The sequence below is a fragment of the Serratia oryzae genome (assembly GCF_001976145.1).
Taxonomy (GTDB): Bacteria; Pseudomonadota; Gammaproteobacteria; order Enterobacterales; family Enterobacteriaceae; genus Chania; species Chania oryzae.
Map to the genome: position 1 here is coordinate 179960 of NZ_MOXD01000009.1, position 16426 is coordinate 196385.

Annotated in this window: 17 protein-coding genes; 9 read left to right on the forward strand and 8 right to left on the reverse strand. The window is 54.7% G+C overall.

Going from position 1 to position 16426, the window contains the following annotated elements:
• The first annotated feature begins 42 nt into the window (after positions 1–42).
• Both BMI79_RS16725 and argD read left to right on the forward strand, forming a co-directional pair.
• Positions 43–618, forward strand: coding sequence for an aminodeoxychorismate synthase component II (locus tag BMI79_RS16725; RefSeq protein WP_076943253.1), 576 nt, complete (start codon positions 43–45; stop codon positions 616–618).
• A 132-nt stretch (positions 619–750) separates the two neighbouring features.
• Positions 751–1968, forward strand: coding sequence for a bifunctional acetylornithine/succinyldiaminopimelate transaminase (argD, locus tag BMI79_RS16730; RefSeq protein WP_076943254.1), 1218 nt, complete (start codon positions 751–753; stop codon positions 1966–1968).
• Positions 1969–2011: 43 nt separating this feature from the next.
• On the opposite strand, the gene BMI79_RS16735 is transcribed toward argD, so the two are convergent.
• Together BMI79_RS16735 and crp are read right to left on the reverse strand one after the other, a co-directional pair.
• Positions 2012–4087: a YccS/YhfK family putative transporter gene (locus tag BMI79_RS16735; protein WP_076943255.1), complete on the reverse strand. Its 2076-nt coding sequence runs from the start codon at positions 4085–4087 to the stop codon at positions 2012–2014.
• Between the two features lie 55 nt (positions 4088–4142).
• Entirely contained in the window at positions 4143–4775 is a 633-nt protein-coding gene (crp, locus tag BMI79_RS16740; RefSeq protein ID WP_005969523.1) for a cAMP-activated global transcriptional regulator CRP, read from the reverse strand.
• Between the two features lie 382 nt (positions 4776–5157).
• Between crp and BMI79_RS16745 the strand changes: the two genes are divergently transcribed.
• Positions 5158–5565 carry an OsmC family protein gene (locus tag BMI79_RS16745; protein ID WP_076943256.1) on the forward strand — a complete coding sequence of 136 codons (408 nt, stop codon included), beginning with the start codon at positions 5158–5160 and terminating at the stop codon, positions 5563–5565.
• 209 nt (positions 5566–5774) lie between these two features.
• On the opposite strand, the gene BMI79_RS16750 is transcribed toward BMI79_RS16745, so the two are convergent.
• From BMI79_RS16750 to BMI79_RS16760, 3 genes are all read right to left on the reverse strand, one after another.
• Entirely contained in the window at positions 5775–6644 is an 870-nt protein-coding gene (locus BMI79_RS16750) for a phosphoribulokinase (protein WP_076943257.1), read from the reverse strand.
• A gap of 133 nt (positions 6645–6777) precedes the next feature.
• On the reverse strand, positions 6778–7011 hold the full coding sequence (locus tag BMI79_RS16755; protein WP_076943258.1) for a YheU family protein: 234 nt from the start codon (positions 7009–7011) through the stop codon (positions 6778–6780).
• Entirely contained in the window at positions 7008–7988 is a 981-nt protein-coding gene (locus BMI79_RS16760; RefSeq protein ID WP_076943259.1) for a hydrolase, read from the reverse strand. The genes BMI79_RS16755 and BMI79_RS16760 overlap by 4 nt, the downstream gene beginning before the upstream one ends.
• Positions 7989–8105: 117 nt before the next feature.
• On the opposite strand from BMI79_RS16760, the gene BMI79_RS16765 reads away from it, so the two are divergent.
• Positions 8106–8708 carry a LysE family translocator gene (locus BMI79_RS16765; protein WP_076943260.1) on the forward strand — a complete coding sequence of 201 codons (603 nt, stop codon included), beginning with the start codon at positions 8106–8108 and terminating at the stop codon, positions 8706–8708.
• A 10-nt stretch (positions 8709–8718) separates the two neighbouring features.
• Entirely contained in the window at positions 8719–9501 is a 783-nt protein-coding gene (locus tag BMI79_RS16770) for a PhzF family phenazine biosynthesis protein (RefSeq protein ID WP_076943261.1), read from the forward strand.
• Between the two features lie 283 nt (positions 9502–9784).
• On the opposite strand, the gene BMI79_RS16775 is transcribed toward BMI79_RS16770, so the two are convergent.
• On the reverse strand, positions 9785–10513 hold the full coding sequence (locus tag BMI79_RS16775) for an ankyrin repeat domain-containing protein (RefSeq protein ID WP_076943262.1): 729 nt from the start codon (positions 10511–10513) through the stop codon (positions 9785–9787).
• Between the two features lie 245 nt (positions 10514–10758).
• Positions 10759–12678, reverse strand: a complete 1920-nt coding sequence (locus BMI79_RS16780; RefSeq protein WP_076943263.1) for an ABC transporter ATP-binding protein — start codon at positions 12676–12678, stop codon at positions 10759–10761.
• Between the two features lie 176 nt (positions 12679–12854).
• Between BMI79_RS16780 and kefG the strand changes: the two genes are divergently transcribed.
• From kefG to slyD, 4 genes are all read left to right on the forward strand, one after another.
• Complete coding sequence (gene kefG, locus BMI79_RS16785; protein WP_076943264.1) at positions 12855–13409, forward strand: glutathione-regulated potassium-efflux system ancillary protein KefG; 555 nt, start codon at positions 12855–12857, stop codon at positions 13407–13409.
• Positions 13409–15217, forward strand: coding sequence for a glutathione-regulated potassium-efflux system protein KefB (gene kefB, locus BMI79_RS16790; protein WP_076943265.1), 1809 nt, complete (start codon positions 13409–13411; stop codon positions 15215–15217). Before kefG ends, kefB begins: the two co-directional genes overlap by 1 nt.
• A 14-nt stretch (positions 15218–15231) precedes the next feature.
• Positions 15232–15435: a YheV family putative zinc ribbon protein gene (locus BMI79_RS16795; RefSeq protein ID WP_037376686.1), complete on the forward strand. Its 204-nt coding sequence runs from the start codon at positions 15232–15234 to the stop codon at positions 15433–15435.
• Positions 15436–15529: 94 nt separating this feature from the next.
• Positions 15530–16120, forward strand: a complete 591-nt coding sequence (gene slyD, locus BMI79_RS16800) for a peptidylprolyl isomerase (RefSeq protein ID WP_076943266.1) — start codon at positions 15530–15532, stop codon at positions 16118–16120.
• A gap of 44 nt (positions 16121–16164) precedes the next feature.
• Here slyD and BMI79_RS16805 read toward each other — a convergent pair whose 3' ends face one another.
• The gene (locus tag BMI79_RS16805) at positions 16165–16392 is read right to left on the reverse strand and encodes a SlyX family protein (RefSeq protein WP_076943267.1); all 228 of its coding nucleotides are present in this window, start codon (positions 16390–16392) and stop codon (positions 16165–16167) included.
• Positions 16393–16426: the final 34 nt, after the last annotated feature.

Consider the following 16426-nt stretch of genomic DNA (forward strand, 5'->3'; position numbering starts at 1 on the left):
CTGGCAGTAAACTAGCGCAGCATTTTTGCTGTTGGAAATCACATGCTGCTGCTGATCGATAACTACGACTCCTTTACCTATAACCTTTATCAGTACTTCTGCGAACTGGGTGCAGAAGTGCTGGTGAAGCGCAATGACGAACTGCAACTGGCCGATATCGAACGGCTGGCGCCGCAGCATTTAGTCATCTCCCCTGGCCCCTGCACGCCGAACGAGGCGGGTATTTCGCTGGCGGCGATCCGTCATTTTGCCGGCAAACTGCCGATCCTCGGGGTTTGCCTTGGGCATCAGGCGATTGGCCAGGCATTGGGTGCCGATGTGGTTCGTGCCCGTGAGGTGATGCATGGCAAAACGTCGGCGATTCGCCATCACCATCAGGGCGTATTTGCTGGCCTGAATAACCCGCTGACCGTCACTCGCTACCATTCGTTAGTGCTGGATGCCGCAACCTTGCCAAGCTGCTTTGAGGTGACCGCCTGGAGCGAGCGTGACGGTGAGCAGGATGAAATCATGGGCATTCGCCACCGCACGCTGGCGCTGGAAGGGGTGCAGTTCCATCCGGAAAGCATCCTGAGCGAACAGGGTCATCAGTTGCTGGATAATTTTCTTAAAAGTTAGTGGGTTAGGATTTTCTTTGCCACTATCGGCGATTTTGGTTTGCCCTTAATTGGTTTTTTATGCATATTTTGTGACTATATTTTCAATTATTCGCAACAATGACACTGAGTCAATTTCAGGGTGGAGCCCACAATGACCGAAAAAATCGCAGTCGATCGCAGCACTTTTGATCAGGTTATCCTGCCTGTTTATGCACCGGCTCAGTTCGTGCCGGTAAAGGGCAAGGGCAGCCGCGTGTGGGATCAGCAGGGAAACGAGTATATCGACTTCTCTGGCGGCATTGCCGTCACCGCGCTTGGGCACTGCCATCCTGCATTGGTCGCCGCGTTGAAACAGCAGGGCGAAACTCTGTGGCACACCAGTAACGTCTTCACCAATGAACCGGCACTGCGCCTGGCGACCAAGCTGATCAACGCTACGTTTGCCGACCGGGTGTTCTTCGCAAACTCGGGGGCGGAGGCTAACGAAGCCGCGTTCAAGCTGGCGCGCCATTATGCCATCAGCCGCCACAGCCCTTACAAAACCAAGATTATTGCGTTTAACAACGCGTTCCATGGCCGCACGCTGTTCACGGTTTCCGTCGGTGGACAGGCGAAATATTCCGATGGTTTCGGGCCAAAGCCGGCCGATATCGTGCATGTGCCGTTCAACGATCTGGCGGCGGTGAAAGCGGTGATGGACGATCACACCTGTGCCGTGGTGATGGAGCCGATCCAGGGGGAAGGTGGGGTTACTCCGGTGGATGCCGCTTTCCTGCAGGGCGTGCGGGAGTTGTGCGACAAGCATCAGGCATTACTGGTGTTTGACGAAGTGCAAAGCGGTATGGGCCGGAGCGGTAAACTGTTTACCTATATGCACTATGGCATTACGCCGGATATTCTCACCACCGCCAAAGCGTTGGGCGGTGGTTTCCCGGTGAGCGCGATGCTGACGACAGAGGAGATCGCATCGGTGATGCATGTGGGCACCCACGGCACCACCTATGGCGGCAACCCGCTGGCCTGTGCGGTGGCGGAAGCGGCACTGGACGTGATCAATACGCCGGAAGTATTGAGCGGCATTGAGCAGCGCCACAAGCTGTATGTGCAGGCGTTGCAGAACATCGGTGAGAAGTACGCAATTTTCAGCGACATTCGCGGCATGGGATTGTTGATCGGCGCGGAACTGACACCGGAGTATCACGGCAAAGCGCGGGACTTCCTGACCGCGGCAGCCGCTCGGGGTTTGATGATCCTCAACGCCGGGCCAAACGTGATTCGCTTTGCACCTTCGCTGGTGGTAGAACTGAAAGATATCGACGAAGGCATGGCGTTGTTCGAGCTGGCCGTACAGGATGTGATTAACGCATAAGCGATCCACAGGGGCTATGCGCTAGCTTTAGCCCCTGCCAATCTCAGTTTTCCCGCAGTTTCCGTTTCAGCCAGATGCCATGGTGCGGGCGTTGGCGCCAGGCCAGCGACGAAATGGTATGCATCACGCTCAGGTGCGAAAGGATACGCCGCAGGTGGCGTTCCATCTCGGTTATTGGCATATCTGGGTGCATCTCGGGGAGATGCATGGGGCTCTGGCTGCTGCTTGGGCCGTCATATTCCAGCCGCTGTTGGCAGCTTTGCAGGGCAATTTCGCAACTTTGCAAATACTCTTTCGCCATCTCTGGCGTTAAGGTGTCGTGCTCGCGCGCCAGAATGGTCAGCGCATTCAGATGCTCGACAATAAACTGGCTGTGCGTGATCCATAAGCGCATATCCGCCAGATAATTCGACTCAAACCCCGGTTCCTGCATCGCCTGATTAAGCGAAGTGAACAGCGCATTATGTGCCTGATTAACCTGCATTCGTGCGTAGGCCTGCGTAGCAGGATCCGCTTCCTGTTCTTGCAGCAGCAGGCGTAATGCCGTTTGATCCCGCTCCAGCGCCTGATGTGCGTTCTTACGCAGCAGGCCGCTTTGCCATTGCGGCCATAGCCAGATACTCCCGCCAAACGCCAGCACACAGCCAATCAGCGTATCGATTAGGCGCGGCACCAGAAAATGGGTGCCATTCAGCGCCAACAATTGCAGGGTATACACCGCAGTGACGGTAAACCCCATCACCGCCAGCCCATAATTTTTGCGCAATATCAGGTAGGCAGCCAGCGTGATTGCCAGCATGATGCTCAGCGTCAGGTGCTCCGGCAGTTGCAACTGCAAGAGTCCTGCGGCGATCGCCAACCCGGCCAGCGTGCCGAGGGCACGATGCTGGATCCTGACGCGCGTGGCGTTATAGCCGTTCTGGCTCACCAGCATAATGGTCAGCAGGATCCAATAGGGCTTCGGCAGGTTGAAAATCATACCCAGACTGCTACCCACCGCCAGTATGATGCCCAGCCGGGCGGCATTGCGCAGGGCGTTGGACTTCCACGACAGGTAGCTCACCACGGCAGGCCAGAACGGCAAGCGCGCCTGGTCGGCCATCAGATCGCGCTGATACAGCGGGCGCTGGCTACGTAATAAGCGGGCGATGCGGCTGAAGTGGTAAAAACAGAACTGGCCTACCGGGTTATCGGCATGCTGTGTGGCCACTTTTTCCAGTGCCGCCAGCTCACTCTTCATGCTGAAACGCGTTGAGCGCCGGTGATAGAGAATATCGTTGGCCACGATGCGCAAACGCCCGGCAATCACTTGGGCGTTACGGCGGATAATCGCTTCGGCCTGGCTCTGTTCTACCAGCTTTTGCACTTCTTCCGGCTGATGCAGGCTGACGGTAATGTGTTCCTGCAGATCGAGTGCCACCTGGAAAGTGCGCTGCAGGCGTTTTTGTTCCTGGCTATTGGCATGAGGCAGGAAGTTAACTTGCTGATACAGAAGGCTGATCATGTCCATCACCTTCTGCTGGCGTTGCAGCAGCGGTGGCAGTGCGGTTTCGGGATCGATATGCTGGGTCAGCAGCGAGTATTTAGCTTCGAAATAGTCCGCCAACTGGATATAGAGCGGGCTCAGGGACTCGCGCATTGGCTGCTCTTTCCACAGCTTGAACCAGAACCAGGTGAACAGCCCGTACCAGAGGGTGCCAACCAGATACAGCAGCGGGGTATGCCAGATCGGTACGTGGCCTGCCATGCTGAGAGAAAAGATGGCCGCGACCAGCGCGGCGGGCAGCAAGCGCGCATGCAGTGGGCTGATTTCACCGCTGACGCCCAGCAACAGCGCCATCGCCAGCATCAGCAGGGGCAACGGAATATGCCACAACAGCGCCTGTTGCAGCAGCAAGCTGCTGAGGGCAAACAGTGAGCCGCCGACGATCAGGCGTTTAAAAAAGCGTTTGTGGGGTGTGTCTAATCCGGCAATGTTGCAGCAGGCAGGCACCAGAGAGAACAGCAGGCCGAGTTGCAGGTTGCCCAGCAGCAGGAAGAAAACCACTGGCAGACACAGCACCAGCGTTTGCCGCAGTGCGTAGTTGACTTCCGGGTGGTAGATCAGGCGCCGCCACATGAGTAATCGGGGGAAGCTAAAAAAGCGGCGTATTGCTACGCCGCTTCTTCAATGATTAACGCGTGCCGTAAACGACAATGGTTTTGCCGTGGGCAGAAATCAGGTTTTGATCTTCGAGCATTTTCAAAATACGACCGACGGTTTCACGTGAGCAACCGACGATTTGACCAATTTCCTGGCGGGTAATCTTGATTTGCATGCCGTCCGGGTGAGTCATGGCATCGGGCTGTTTTGCCAGATTCAGCAAGGTTTGCGCGATGCGGCCGGTAACGTCAAGGAAGGCGAGGTTACCCACTTTCTCTGAGGTGACTTGCAGGCGGTTTGCCATCTGCGCAGACAGGCGCATCAGGATATCCGGGTTAACCTGAATCAACTGGCGGAATTTCTTATAGGAAATTTCAGCCACTTCACAGGCTGTTTTCGCTCTAACCCAGGCACTGCGTTCCTGGCCTTCTTCAAATAATCCAAGTTCACCGATGAAATCCCCCTGGTTCAGGTAGGACAGGATCATCTCTTTGCCTTCTTCATCCTTGATCAGCACCGCAACGGAGCCTTTCACAATGTAGTAAAGCGTTTCGGCCTTTTCACCTTGGTGAATCAGCGTACTCTTTGATGGATATTTGTGGATATGGCAATGAGACAGGAACCATTCGAGAGTAGGGTCTGTTTGCGGTTTGCCGAGAACCATTCGCTGTTATCCTCTGTTGTTATCGCTGCCTTGTATCACAGGGGTCAGAGTTCCCTGTAAAACGTGCTTATAGCCTGGTGTAATGTGGGGTGGCTATCAACAGGTTTTGAGGCATGTTATAGAAATACGCTTGCACTCTAGCATATTAACTTGCGTGAAGTGCTGCAAGTTACATTCTGTTAACATGCCAATATAGGGCCCTTTCCTCGGGCATTTCCCTGAAATCGATGACCTGGAAAGAGTTATTGCGGCTCTGTTTGTAGCACAGAGTGAGGCGAGTGTCTTGTGTTGTCTCGCTTCAGCATGATTAGCATCAGGTTCCGTTGCCAGTTTCTATGCGAAAGCGTACCCTGATTTTGAGAAATTAACCGGAGTGTACAAAATGCAGGCAAGAGTTAAGTGGGTGGAAGGGCTGACATTCTTGGGTGAGTCTGCGTCTGGCCATCAGGTGTTGATGGATGGTAACGCGGGCGATAAAGCGCCAAGCCCGATGGAAATGGTCCTGATGTCAGTGGGCGGTTGCAGTGCTATTGACGTCGTGTCTATTTTGCAGAAAGGCCGTAACGATGTCCGTGACTGCGAGGTGAAACTGACCTCGGAGCGCCGTGAAGAAGCACCGCGTCTGTTTACCCATATCAACCTGCATTTTATCGTCACCGGTAAAGGGCTGACCGATAAGATTGTTGAGCGTGCGGTTAACCTGTCGGCCGAGAAGTATTGCTCGGTTTCGCTGATGCTGAGCAAAGCGGCCAGCGTTACCCACAGCTTTGAAATTCGTGACGTTGCCTGAGGCTACCAAGGGTAGTGCTGGCAATGGCTGCGTAGTAAATCCAGAAATCGCCGCGCTGAACGTCAGGCTGATGGTTTCGCCTTGCCCACAGGAAAGAATATTGGCAATGAAAAATCGTTCATTAATGACTTTTTTGCCGAGTGTGAGGCAGTAGCATGCATCGAGGGGAATAAGGGGAAAGGCGCGGTGGCTGGCCGCGCCCGAGAGCGTTATTCGATTTTTTTACCTTCCAGTAGCCGTTGTACTAATGGTGCCATGATCAGCTCCATCGCCAGCCCCATTTTGCCGCCCGGCACTACCAGCGTATTGATGTGAGAGATAAACGACCCCTGTAGCATTGCCAACAGATAGGGGTAATCGATCTGATCCAGGCCGCGGAAGTGGATCACCACAAAGCTTTCGTCCAATGAGGGGATGGCCTTGGCGGCAAACGGATTGGAGGTATCGACCGTGGGGACGCGTTGGAAGTTGATATGGGTGCGCGAGAACTGCGGCGTGATGTAGCTGATGTAATCTTCCATTGAACGTACCACGGAGTCCATCACCGCTTCACGCGAATGGCCGCGCTCGCCGGTATCGCGGATCAATTTCTGGATCCACTCCAAGTTGACGATTGGCACTACCCCCACCAGCAGATCAACATGCTTGGCGACGTCAACCTTATCGGCAACTACGCCGCCGTGCAGTCCTTCGTAGAACAACACATCGGTGGGGGTTGGCAGCGGTTCCCACGGCGTGAAGGTGCCGGGGACCTGATCGTAAGGCACGGCCTCATCGTAGGTGTGCAGGTATTTGCGCGAGCGACCGGTGCCGTTTTTGCCGTACTGGATAAAGCTTTGTTCCAGCAGGCTGAAGTTATTGGCTTCGGGGCCGAAATAGCTGATATGGCGGCCAAGATCGCGTGCCTTACGGATGGCCGCATCCATTTCTGGCCGGGTGTAGTGATGGAAACTGTCCCCTTCCAACTGGGCGGCACGGATATTCAACTGCTGGAAAATCTTGCGAAACGCCAGGCTGGTGGTCGTGGTGCCGGCCCCGCTGGAGCCGGTCACCGCAATAATGGGATGTTTGGCAGACATAATGGGTTGTCACTCCGTATTAAGTACATATCCCCGCCATACTTCGCACAACTTGAATTATTTTGGGCATAGGCGTCGATCGGCAATCGTCCATTGTTACCTGATTTTTTTTACCAATCATAGGCTGGAGTGACTAAATTTCTTCCTGCCCGGCGTGGATCTGCCCGCGTGGCATGATATTGACGGTTTCGTGCAGTTCCGACCACACCAGCACTACATCGCCGCTTTTCAACTGGCGGCGTACGTCATTCACCTTCTGTTCCAGCGAACGTTCGTGCTCACCGTAGTCAGTACCCTCACGCAGCACGAAGGATTCGATCAGGCTGTTGAGGGTTTCTTGTTCAAGCTCTTGCCAAGGGATAATCACGTTGTTGATTCCAGAAAAGGGGAAAGCCAGGATGGAATACGGTATTCCAGCCACATTTGTGGTTTTTTCAAGGTACCGCCGACAAAGCCAACGTGGCCGCCACGCTCGGTGAGCTGATATTCGATATTGGCTGGCAGGCGGGTGAGATCGGGGATCACCTCGTCGGTCATAAACGGGTCGTCTTTGGCATGAATGATCAGCAGCGGTGTGGTGATCTGTGGCAACAGGGGCAGGGCGCTGCAGCGGCGGTAATAATCCAGCGCGCCGTTAAAACCGTGCAAGCGTGAGGTGATCACCTCGTCAAACTCACGGATCCGGCGCAACTGGTTCAACTGCGGCAGACTCAGCGGCAGGGTATCAGGGTAATGTAGCAACTTGCGCGTGGCATTCTGCTTCAACTGGCCCAGCAGATAGTGCTGATAAACACGCGAAAAACCTTGTTCCATGCGAACCGAGCAGGGCTCCAGCATCAGCGGTGCCGACACCACTACCGCGGCCTGCAGCAGGCTGTCGTTGCCTTGCTGCGCCAGGTAGTACGCCAGCATATTACCGCCGAGAGAGATCCCCACCGCCGCCGTGGGTACCTCACCAAAACTGTCGCGCAGCCAGCGCAAAAAGAAACGCGCATCCTCGGTTTCACCGGAATGATAGATACGCTGCTTGCGGTTGGGCACACCGCTGCAACCACGGAAATGCATCACCACCCCGAGCCAGCCTTGTTCGCGCCAGGCGTTGAGCAGGCCGTGCGCGTAAGGGCTGTAGAAATTGCCCTCTAAGCCGTGGAACAGGACCACGCGCGGCTTGTGGCGGGCTAACTGGGGATCTTCGCTCCAGGCAAGATCGACAAAATCACCGTCGGGCAATTCCAGCCGTTGCCAATGCGGTTTCAGCAGCACATGACGGCGTACCAAGCGTGGCAGCAGGGTTTGCAGATGCGGATTACTGGCCCCGGTCAAAGGGCGAAAGGATTCATGCATAGTTGAATAAAATTCTTGTTGGCGGCTATTGTGTGATCAATACCGCACTGTTAGCTTCAATGTCATGTATTAACAATAATACTGCAAAAAATCATTTGGGTGAGGAGCACCCGCTTCATGGAACTGAGTTTATTTCTTTCGATGTTAGGCTTCCTGTGGGTTGCCGCGATTACGCCTGGCCCAAACAATATGCTGCTCACCACCTCTGGGGCCAACTTCGGTTTTATGCGTTCGCTGTGGCTGATGATCGGCATCATGCTCGGTATGCAGAGTATCATGCTGCTGGTGGCGTTTGGCGTGGGTGGTCTGATCCTGATTTATCCCTCACTGCACCTGATTCTGAAGATCCTCGGTAGCCTGTATCTGTTGTGGCTGGCGTGGAAAGTCGCGACCGCCGCTTATGAGAAACTGGAAACCGATGTGGCACCGCCCAAGCCGATTCGCCTGTATCAGGGGTGGCTGTTACAGTTCCTTAACCCGAAAGCCTGGCTGATGGGCCTGGGGGCGGTGGCGAGTTTTAGCCTGGAAGGGGAAAGGTACAATAATTCTATTCTGGCGATCGCTTTTGGCCTGTTGCTGGTGAATATCGTTGCCGGGGTGATTTGGCTAGGCTTCGGCACGGTGATCGGCCGCCTGCTGCGCAGCAAGAAAGCCTGGGTGATTTTCAACGTTTCCATGGGGCTGTTAACGGCGGCCTGTGTGTTACTTATCTGGCATTAAGGAAAAGCGGATGAGCGAAAATTATTTCCATGTTGATGCGTTTATCGGGGCAGGCCTGCGCGGCAATCCTGCAGGGGTCTGTTTGCTGAAACACCCGCTGGAAAGCGCGCAGATGCAGGCCATTGCCAATGAGTTGTTCCTGCCGGAAACCAGTTTTGTCTGGGAAGATGGCGATATGTATGGGATTCGCTGGTTCACCCCCACGCGGGAGGTAGATCTGTGTGGGCATGCCACGCTGGCCACGGCGCACGTGCTGTTAAACGTGGTGAATCCGGCCTTGCGTGATGTTCGCTTTCGCTCTGCCAGCGGTGAACTGCATGTCACAAGGGATGCTGAGGATCGTGAACGCCTGATTCTGGATTTCCCGTCCCGTCCGCCGCAGAAAGTGGCTGAACCTGTGGCACTGGCGGCCTTGCTGGGCGCTCAAGCGCAGGAGGTGTGGCAGGCTAGGGCAATGATGGTGGTATTGGAGAGTGAGGCGCAGGTACGGGCGCTGCAGCCAGACATTCCGGCACTGATCGATCATCTGGGCTGCGGCGTGATGGTTACTGCACCGGGCGATGGGGTGGATTTTGTCTCACGTTATTTCTCGCTGGATCGCAGCGAAGATCCGGTGACCGGCTCTGCCCATTGTACGCTGATGCCTTACTGGACGGCACGCCTTGGCCGCCATGTGTTGCACGCCAAGCAGATCTCATCGCGCGGTGGTGAGCTGTTCTGCGAACTGAAAGGGGAGCGCACGCTGCTGGGGGGCTATGCGCGTATTTTCCTGCGGGGTGAAATCAAGCTGTAGCCTGAAGATATATTCACATAAGGAATAAAGAATATTTTTTATTCCTTTATTGCTGAGTTTCGCTCAGATAAAACTGTCAGCCACTGAATGGCAGTTTATCAACAGAGCGGAACTATGGCGGGCAAACTCTTTTCATTGCGCAGCGCGGCGCTGGCAGGAGAATGATATTGCGATTTGGGATAACCGCGTGACGCACGGGCTTGAGGGCAATCTACCTATTTTTTGTGGTACAGGCGTACTTTGCGTACGCCTGTACCACTCTGTGGGTTAATCAATGAACAGATTAATCGCAGCTTGATTTACCCGTTTTATGATTGATCGCCCCTTTTTCGATCAGCAGATTTGCCACATCGGTAAAGCCGTGTTCGCAGGCACCGCTGAGAGGGCTGGCGTTAATTTTAGGATTCTCGTTTATCGCGACGACGTTTAAATCTGGGTTAAATTGCAGAATGTATTTGACGGTGTCGAGTCTGCCATCCACCGCGGCGACCATAAACAGTGTTTCACCATCTTTTTCTTTGGCATTCCAGTCTACTTCGTTCTTTAAACGCTCATGCAGATATTTAACAACTTCGACGTTTTTACCCATCACGGCGGATTTCACCGTATTATAAACATCGGCTCTATCGGTGGCGCGAATATCGGCCCCTTGCTCTGTCAGATATTGGACGATATCCAAATAACCAATGAATGCGGCCCAGCCTAACGCGGTTTGCCCTAAAGAGGCTTCATCTTTTGCTTCAAGATTTTGCCCCGCTTCGACCATTTTTTTAACGGTGGCTAAATTGCCTTGTTTAACTGCGTCGAACCAGGCGGCATCTGGGCCAACTGAAGGGGTCTCATAGAAAATACGATGCGATAGCAACTTAGGGTTGGCAATTTGCTGCATCTCTTCATAGCTGAATCTGAATTTTGATAAATCTACGTTGCCCTTTTTTTCTTGTGCGTACAAATTAAAAGAACTAGAAGCAACAAGGCTGGCTAGAAATACTATTTTTGCTAATTTCATCATCTTATTCCGCAGAGGTCAGTTTAAAAGGTGTTTTTAGATGATTTCTGCTGATAACACCAGTAGTTATATTGAGCATGATATTCAAAAAAATTGAATTTTAAATAAACCCAAATAATGCGGGTTACTTGTAGGCGGCAAGCGCTGCTTCGCCGTGGTGAAAAGGGGGCTTACTGGTGCTGCCGGTTTACATCCTGAGTTCGCCTGGTACCGCAAGGCGAACTCCAGTATCCAGACGTAACGGGGTATTAACCTTCTGATTCAAATGCCTGAGTCAGCGTCTCCAACTGTTCTTGCGCCTCCAGCCAGGCCATTTCTGTTTCTTCCAGGGCGGATTTGGTCTGGCTCTGTTTTTGCAGGCACTCGGTCAGATCGGCCTTGCGGCTGACGTCATACAGCGCTGAGTCGGCCAGTTGCTCTTCTAATGCTGCCAACGCTGCCCCCAATTTCTCCATCTGCTGTTCCAGCTTGGCGATCTGTTTGCGTAGCGGCTGAGTTTGCGTACGGAATTCGGCCTCACGGCGCTTTTGATCTTTACGCGCCTGTGCGCTGTTGCCGCTATCCTGCTTCGGTGCCGCGTCCTGCTGCGCCTGCTGCTTTTGCAGATCGCTCAGCCACTGCTGGTAATCGTCCAGATCTCCTTCGAAGGGTTCCACCTGGCCGTCGTGTACCAGATACAGATCGTCGGTGGTGGAGCGCAGCAGGTGACGGTCGTGCGAAACCACCACCAGCGCGCCTTCGAAATCGATCAGTGCTTCGGTCAGCGCCTGGCGCATATCCAGATCCAGGTGGTTGGTCGGTTCATCAAGCAGCAGCAGGTTAGGGCGTTGCCAGACGATCAGCGCCAAGACCAGCCGCGCCTTTTCGCCGCCGGAGAAACGCTCGGTCGCCTCAGTGACTTTGTCGCCCTGGAAACCGAAACCGCCGAGGTAATCGCGTAACTGCTGTTCCAGCACCCGTGGCGCAATGCGGCTCAGGTGTTGCAGCGGCGATTCATCGGCGCGCAGGAACTCCAACTGATGCTGGGCAAAATAGCCGAGCTTGATGCCTTTCGCTAACCCAACCTCACCGCTCAGGGGTTCCAGCGTGCCTGCCAACAGCTTGATCAGCGTCGATTTACCGGCGCCGTTGCGCCCCAGCAGACCGATGCGGGAACCGGGCACCAGATTGAGCTTGATCGATTGCAGGATCACTTTCTCGCCATAACCCGCGCTGACTTTTTCCATGCGCAGCAGCGGATTCGGCAGGCTTTCCGGCTGGCGGAAACTGAAGCTGAATGGGTTATCGACGTGCGCAGGGGCGATCAGCTCCATACGTTCCAGCATCTTGATGCGGCTCTGCGCCTGCTTGGCTTTGGTGGCCTGGGCGCGGAAGCGATCGATATAGCTTTGCAGATGCGCTACTTTTTCCTGCTGGCTTTGGTACAGCGACTGCTGTTGTGCCAGCTTGGTGACGCGCTGGCGCTCGAACGAGGAGTAGTTACCGGTGTATTCGTTGATGGTCTGGTTTTCGATATGCAGGATTTTATCAACGATCGGGTCGAGGAAGTCGCGGTCATGCGAAATCAGCACCAGAGTGCCTGCATAGCCTTTCAGCCAGCGTTCCAGCCAGATTACCGCATCCAAATCCAGGTGGTTGGTTGGTTCGTCGAGCAGCAGCAGGTCGGAACGGCAAACCAGGGCCTGTGCCAGGTTCAGGCGCATGCGCCAACCGCCCGAGAAGGCACGTACCGGGCTTTGCAACTGTTCGTTAGAGAAACCTAAGCCGTGCAACAGGCTGGCAGCGCGCGCGCGGATGGTCCAGGCGTCGATAGCATCGAGCTTGCCGTGCAGCGTGGCGATGGCATGGCCATCATTTTTATCGTTGGCCAACTGTAAATCGGCTTCGAGCTGGCGGAATTCGCGATCACCATCAATCACATACTCGATGGCAGGAACATCCAGCGCAGGTGTTTCCTGATTCACCCAGGCCAGTGCCCAGTTGCCAGGGAAGGTATAGCTGCCACCGTCTGCGGCGATTTCGCCCTTCAGCAGGGCCAGCAGCGTGGATTTACCACAGCCATTTTTGCCCACCAAGCCGACTTTCTGACCGGGATTAACCGTCGCCGTGGCGTTGTCCAACAGGACGCGCGTGCCGCGTCGGATTTGTAGCGAGGAGAAAACAATCATAAAGCGCCGTATGTTCAGAGTATGTTAAATTGGGATGAGTTTACGTTAACAGGGCGCAGATACCCTATGGATTTCAAGCTGGCGCTTGAAAGACGACGGGTAGGCTGCCCTATTATTGATCTTTGCGTGCATGGTAACGGAAATCCGCTACCCTGACGACGCTTTGGAGGGGAATGATGTCGCAGCCGCCGAAGGTTTTGCTGCTGTATGCCCATCCGGAATCCCAGGACTCGGTCGCAAACCGGGTTTTGTTACAACCGGCGCAGCAGTTGGAACATGTCACCGTGCACGATCTCTACGCGCACTATCCCGATTTTTTTATTGATATCCACCATGAACAACAGCTGCTGCGTGACCATCAGATTATTGTTTTTCAACATCCTTTATACACCTATAGCTGCCCGGCCTTGCTGAAAGAGTGGCTGGATCGCGTGCTGTCGCGCGGTTTTGCCAGCGGTGTGGGCGGCAACGCGTTGGCAGGAAAATACTGGCGTTCGGTGATCACCACCGGTGAACCGGAAGGGGCCTATCGCACCGGCGGGTATAATCGTTATCCGATCGAAGATATCCTGCGCCCGTTTGAGCTGACTGCTGCCATGTGCCATATGCACTGGCTGACACCGATGGTGGTCTATTGGGCTCGTCGGCAAAAACCGGAAGTATTGAAACACCATGCCAGCGCTTATGCTGATTGGCTGAGTAACCCGTTACCGCATACAGGGAGAGTGTGATGGAAGGGGCGTCTTTATTGACAGCAATACTGCTGTTTCTGTTTGCTGCCGTGGTGACCGTGCCGATCGCCCGCCGTCTGGGGATCGGCGCGGTATTGGGCTATCTGATCGCCGGTATCGCGATTGGCCCGTGGGGGTTAGGGTTTATCCGCGATGTGGATGAGATCCTGCACTTTTCTGAACTTGGCGTGGTGTTCCTGATGTTTATCATCGGGTTGGAACTGAACCCGGCCAAGCTGTGGGAACTGCGCCGTTCGATCTTTGGAGTGGGCGCCGGGCAGGTGTTGATCACGGCAGCAATACTGGGAGCGTTGCTGTATTTCAGCCACTTTGCCTGGCAGGCGGCGGTGATTGGCGGGATTGGCTTGGCGATGTCGTCGACCGCCATGGCACTGCAACTGATGCGTGAAAAGGGCATGAATCGCAACGAGGGCGGGCAGTTGGGGTTCTCGGTGCTGCTGTTTCAGGATATGGCAGTGATCCCCGCGTTGGCCCTGATCCCGATTCTGGCCGGTGGTGGTGGCACCAGCGATGACTGGGCGGAGATCGCCACTAAGGTGGCGGCGTTTGGCGGCATGCTGATCGGCGGCCGTTTTCTGCTGCGCCCGCTGTTCCGCTATATCGCCTCTTCTGGCGTGCGTGAGATCTTCACTGCCGCCGCTTTGCTGGTGGTGCTTGGGGCCGCGCTGTTTATGGAGGAACTGGGCCTTTCCATGGCGCTCGGGACCTTTATCGCCGGTGTGTTGCTGGCCGAAAGCGAATATCGCCACGAGTTGGAAATCGCCATTGAACCCTTTAAGGGGCTGTTGCTTGGGCTGTTCTTTATTTCGGTGGGGATGGAGCTGAATATCGGTGTGCTCTACACCCATCTGGCCGAGATTTTGTTGGGTGTCTTGCTGTTAGTGGCGATTAAATCGGGTGTGTTGTATGTATTGGCGCGCATTTTCGGCCTGCATCATTCGGTGCGTCTGCAGTTTGCGGGTGTCCTGAGCCAAGGCGGTGAATTTGCCTTCGTGCTGTTCTCGGCGGCGCTGGCACAGCATGTACTGAACTCTGATCAGTTGGCTCTGCTGCTGGTGGTGGTAACGCTGTCGATGATGACTACGCCGTTACTGATGCAGATTATCGATCGCATTCTGGTGCGCCGCTACAACGCCAAAGACGTTCATGAAGAAGCACCGTACGTGGCCGATGATGATCCGCAGGTGATCATCGTTGGTTTCGGGCGTTTTGGCCAGGTGGTTGGCCGCTTGCTGATGGCCAACAAGATGCGAATTACCGTGCTTGAGCGTGATGTCAGCGCGGTCGGCGTGCTGCGCCGTTATGGCTATAAGGTTTACTATGGTGACGCGACGGAGCTGGAATTGCTGCGTGCCGCCGGTGCAGAGAAAGCCAAGTCCATCGTGATTACCTGTAATGAACCGGAAGACACGATGGCGATTGTGCATTTGTGCCAGCAGCACTTTCCTAATCTCACCCTGTTGGCGCGCGCCCGTGGCCGTGTGGAGGCGCATGAGCTGTTGCAGGCCGGGGTGAAGCAGTTCACCCGCGAAACCTTCTCCAGCGCCTTGGAATTGGGGCGTAAAGCGTTGACGGAATTGGGGATGCATCCGCACCAGGCTTATCGTGCGCAGCAGCATTTCCGCCGTTTGGATATGCGGATGTTGCGTGAGCTGATGCCGCCGCATCAGGGCGACGTGGCGCAGATTTCCCGCGTGAAAGAAGCCCGGCGAGAGCTGGAAGAGTTGTTCCATCGTGAAATGCAAAAAGAGAAACGCCAGTACGATGGTTGGGATGAACACGAATAATTTGGAGCGCAATGATGTCTGCAACACGTAAAAGATTTATCGCCGGGGCGGTTTGCCCAAGCTGTAACGCGATGGATACGCTGGCGGTTTGGCGCGAAGATCAGGTTGAAGTGGTGGAGTGCGTCAAATGTGGCCACCATCAGCGCCAGACCGAACAACAGGTGGAAAAGCACGTTCGCCCGCAGGAGCAGGTGATTGGTATTTTCCACCCTGAGTAGCGATATCTGCCGTGATTTTTTATGCTGGAGGGTACAGCGGTGCAGATTTCCGATACAATCTTCACCGATTTAGTTTCCAACGGTAGGAGATATCATGAAAGTAGCAAAAGACTTGGTGGTCAGCCTGGCTTACCAAGTACGTACAGAAGACGGTGTTTTGGTTGATGAGTCTCCGGTGAGTGCACCGTTGGACTATCTGCACGGGCATGGTTCTCTGATCGCAGGTCTGGAAAAAGCACTCGAAGGCCACGATGCGGGCGACAGTTTTGATGTGCATGTCGGCGCAAACGAAGCTTACGGCGACTATGACGAAAACCTGGTGCAGCGCGTACCGAAAGACGTCTTTATGGGCGTTGACGAACTGCAGGTTGGCATGCGCTTCCTGGCGGATACCGATCAGGGCCCGGTCCCGGTTGAGATCACCGAAGTGGATGGCGATCACGTGGTGGTTGATGGCAACCATATGCTGGCTGGCCAGAACCTGAACTTCCACGTAGAAGTGGTTGCGATCCGCGAAGCCACCGCAGAAGAGCTGGCGCACGGGCACGTGCATGGCGAACACGATCATCACCACGAGCATGGTGACGGTTGCTGTGGCGGTCATGGCCACGATCATGACCATGAAGGCCATCATCATGGCAAGAAAGGCGGTTGTGGTGGTAATGGCGGTTGTGGTTGCCATTAATTCTGGCATCGTCACTGTAAAAAAGGTCGCTTCGGCGGCCTTTTTTAGTAATGTGGCGGCGGCGTTTCTTCTGACTGTGGGGCGATCATCGAAGGTTGCGTCGCACGCAGTTTATCGGTGAGTAAGCGCAGATGTTCCTGCAGCTTCAGCATTTCAAGCTGAAGCTGCACGACGGTTTGATTAAGTTCTTCGATAGTGACTTCCTGAAAAGCCTGGCGGCTTTCCAGCTCTTCCAGCCGCTTTAACAGACTTTCGTTGTCGGCATTGTGCATGATATTACCTCTGGCACTGTTCAATCCGGGAGAC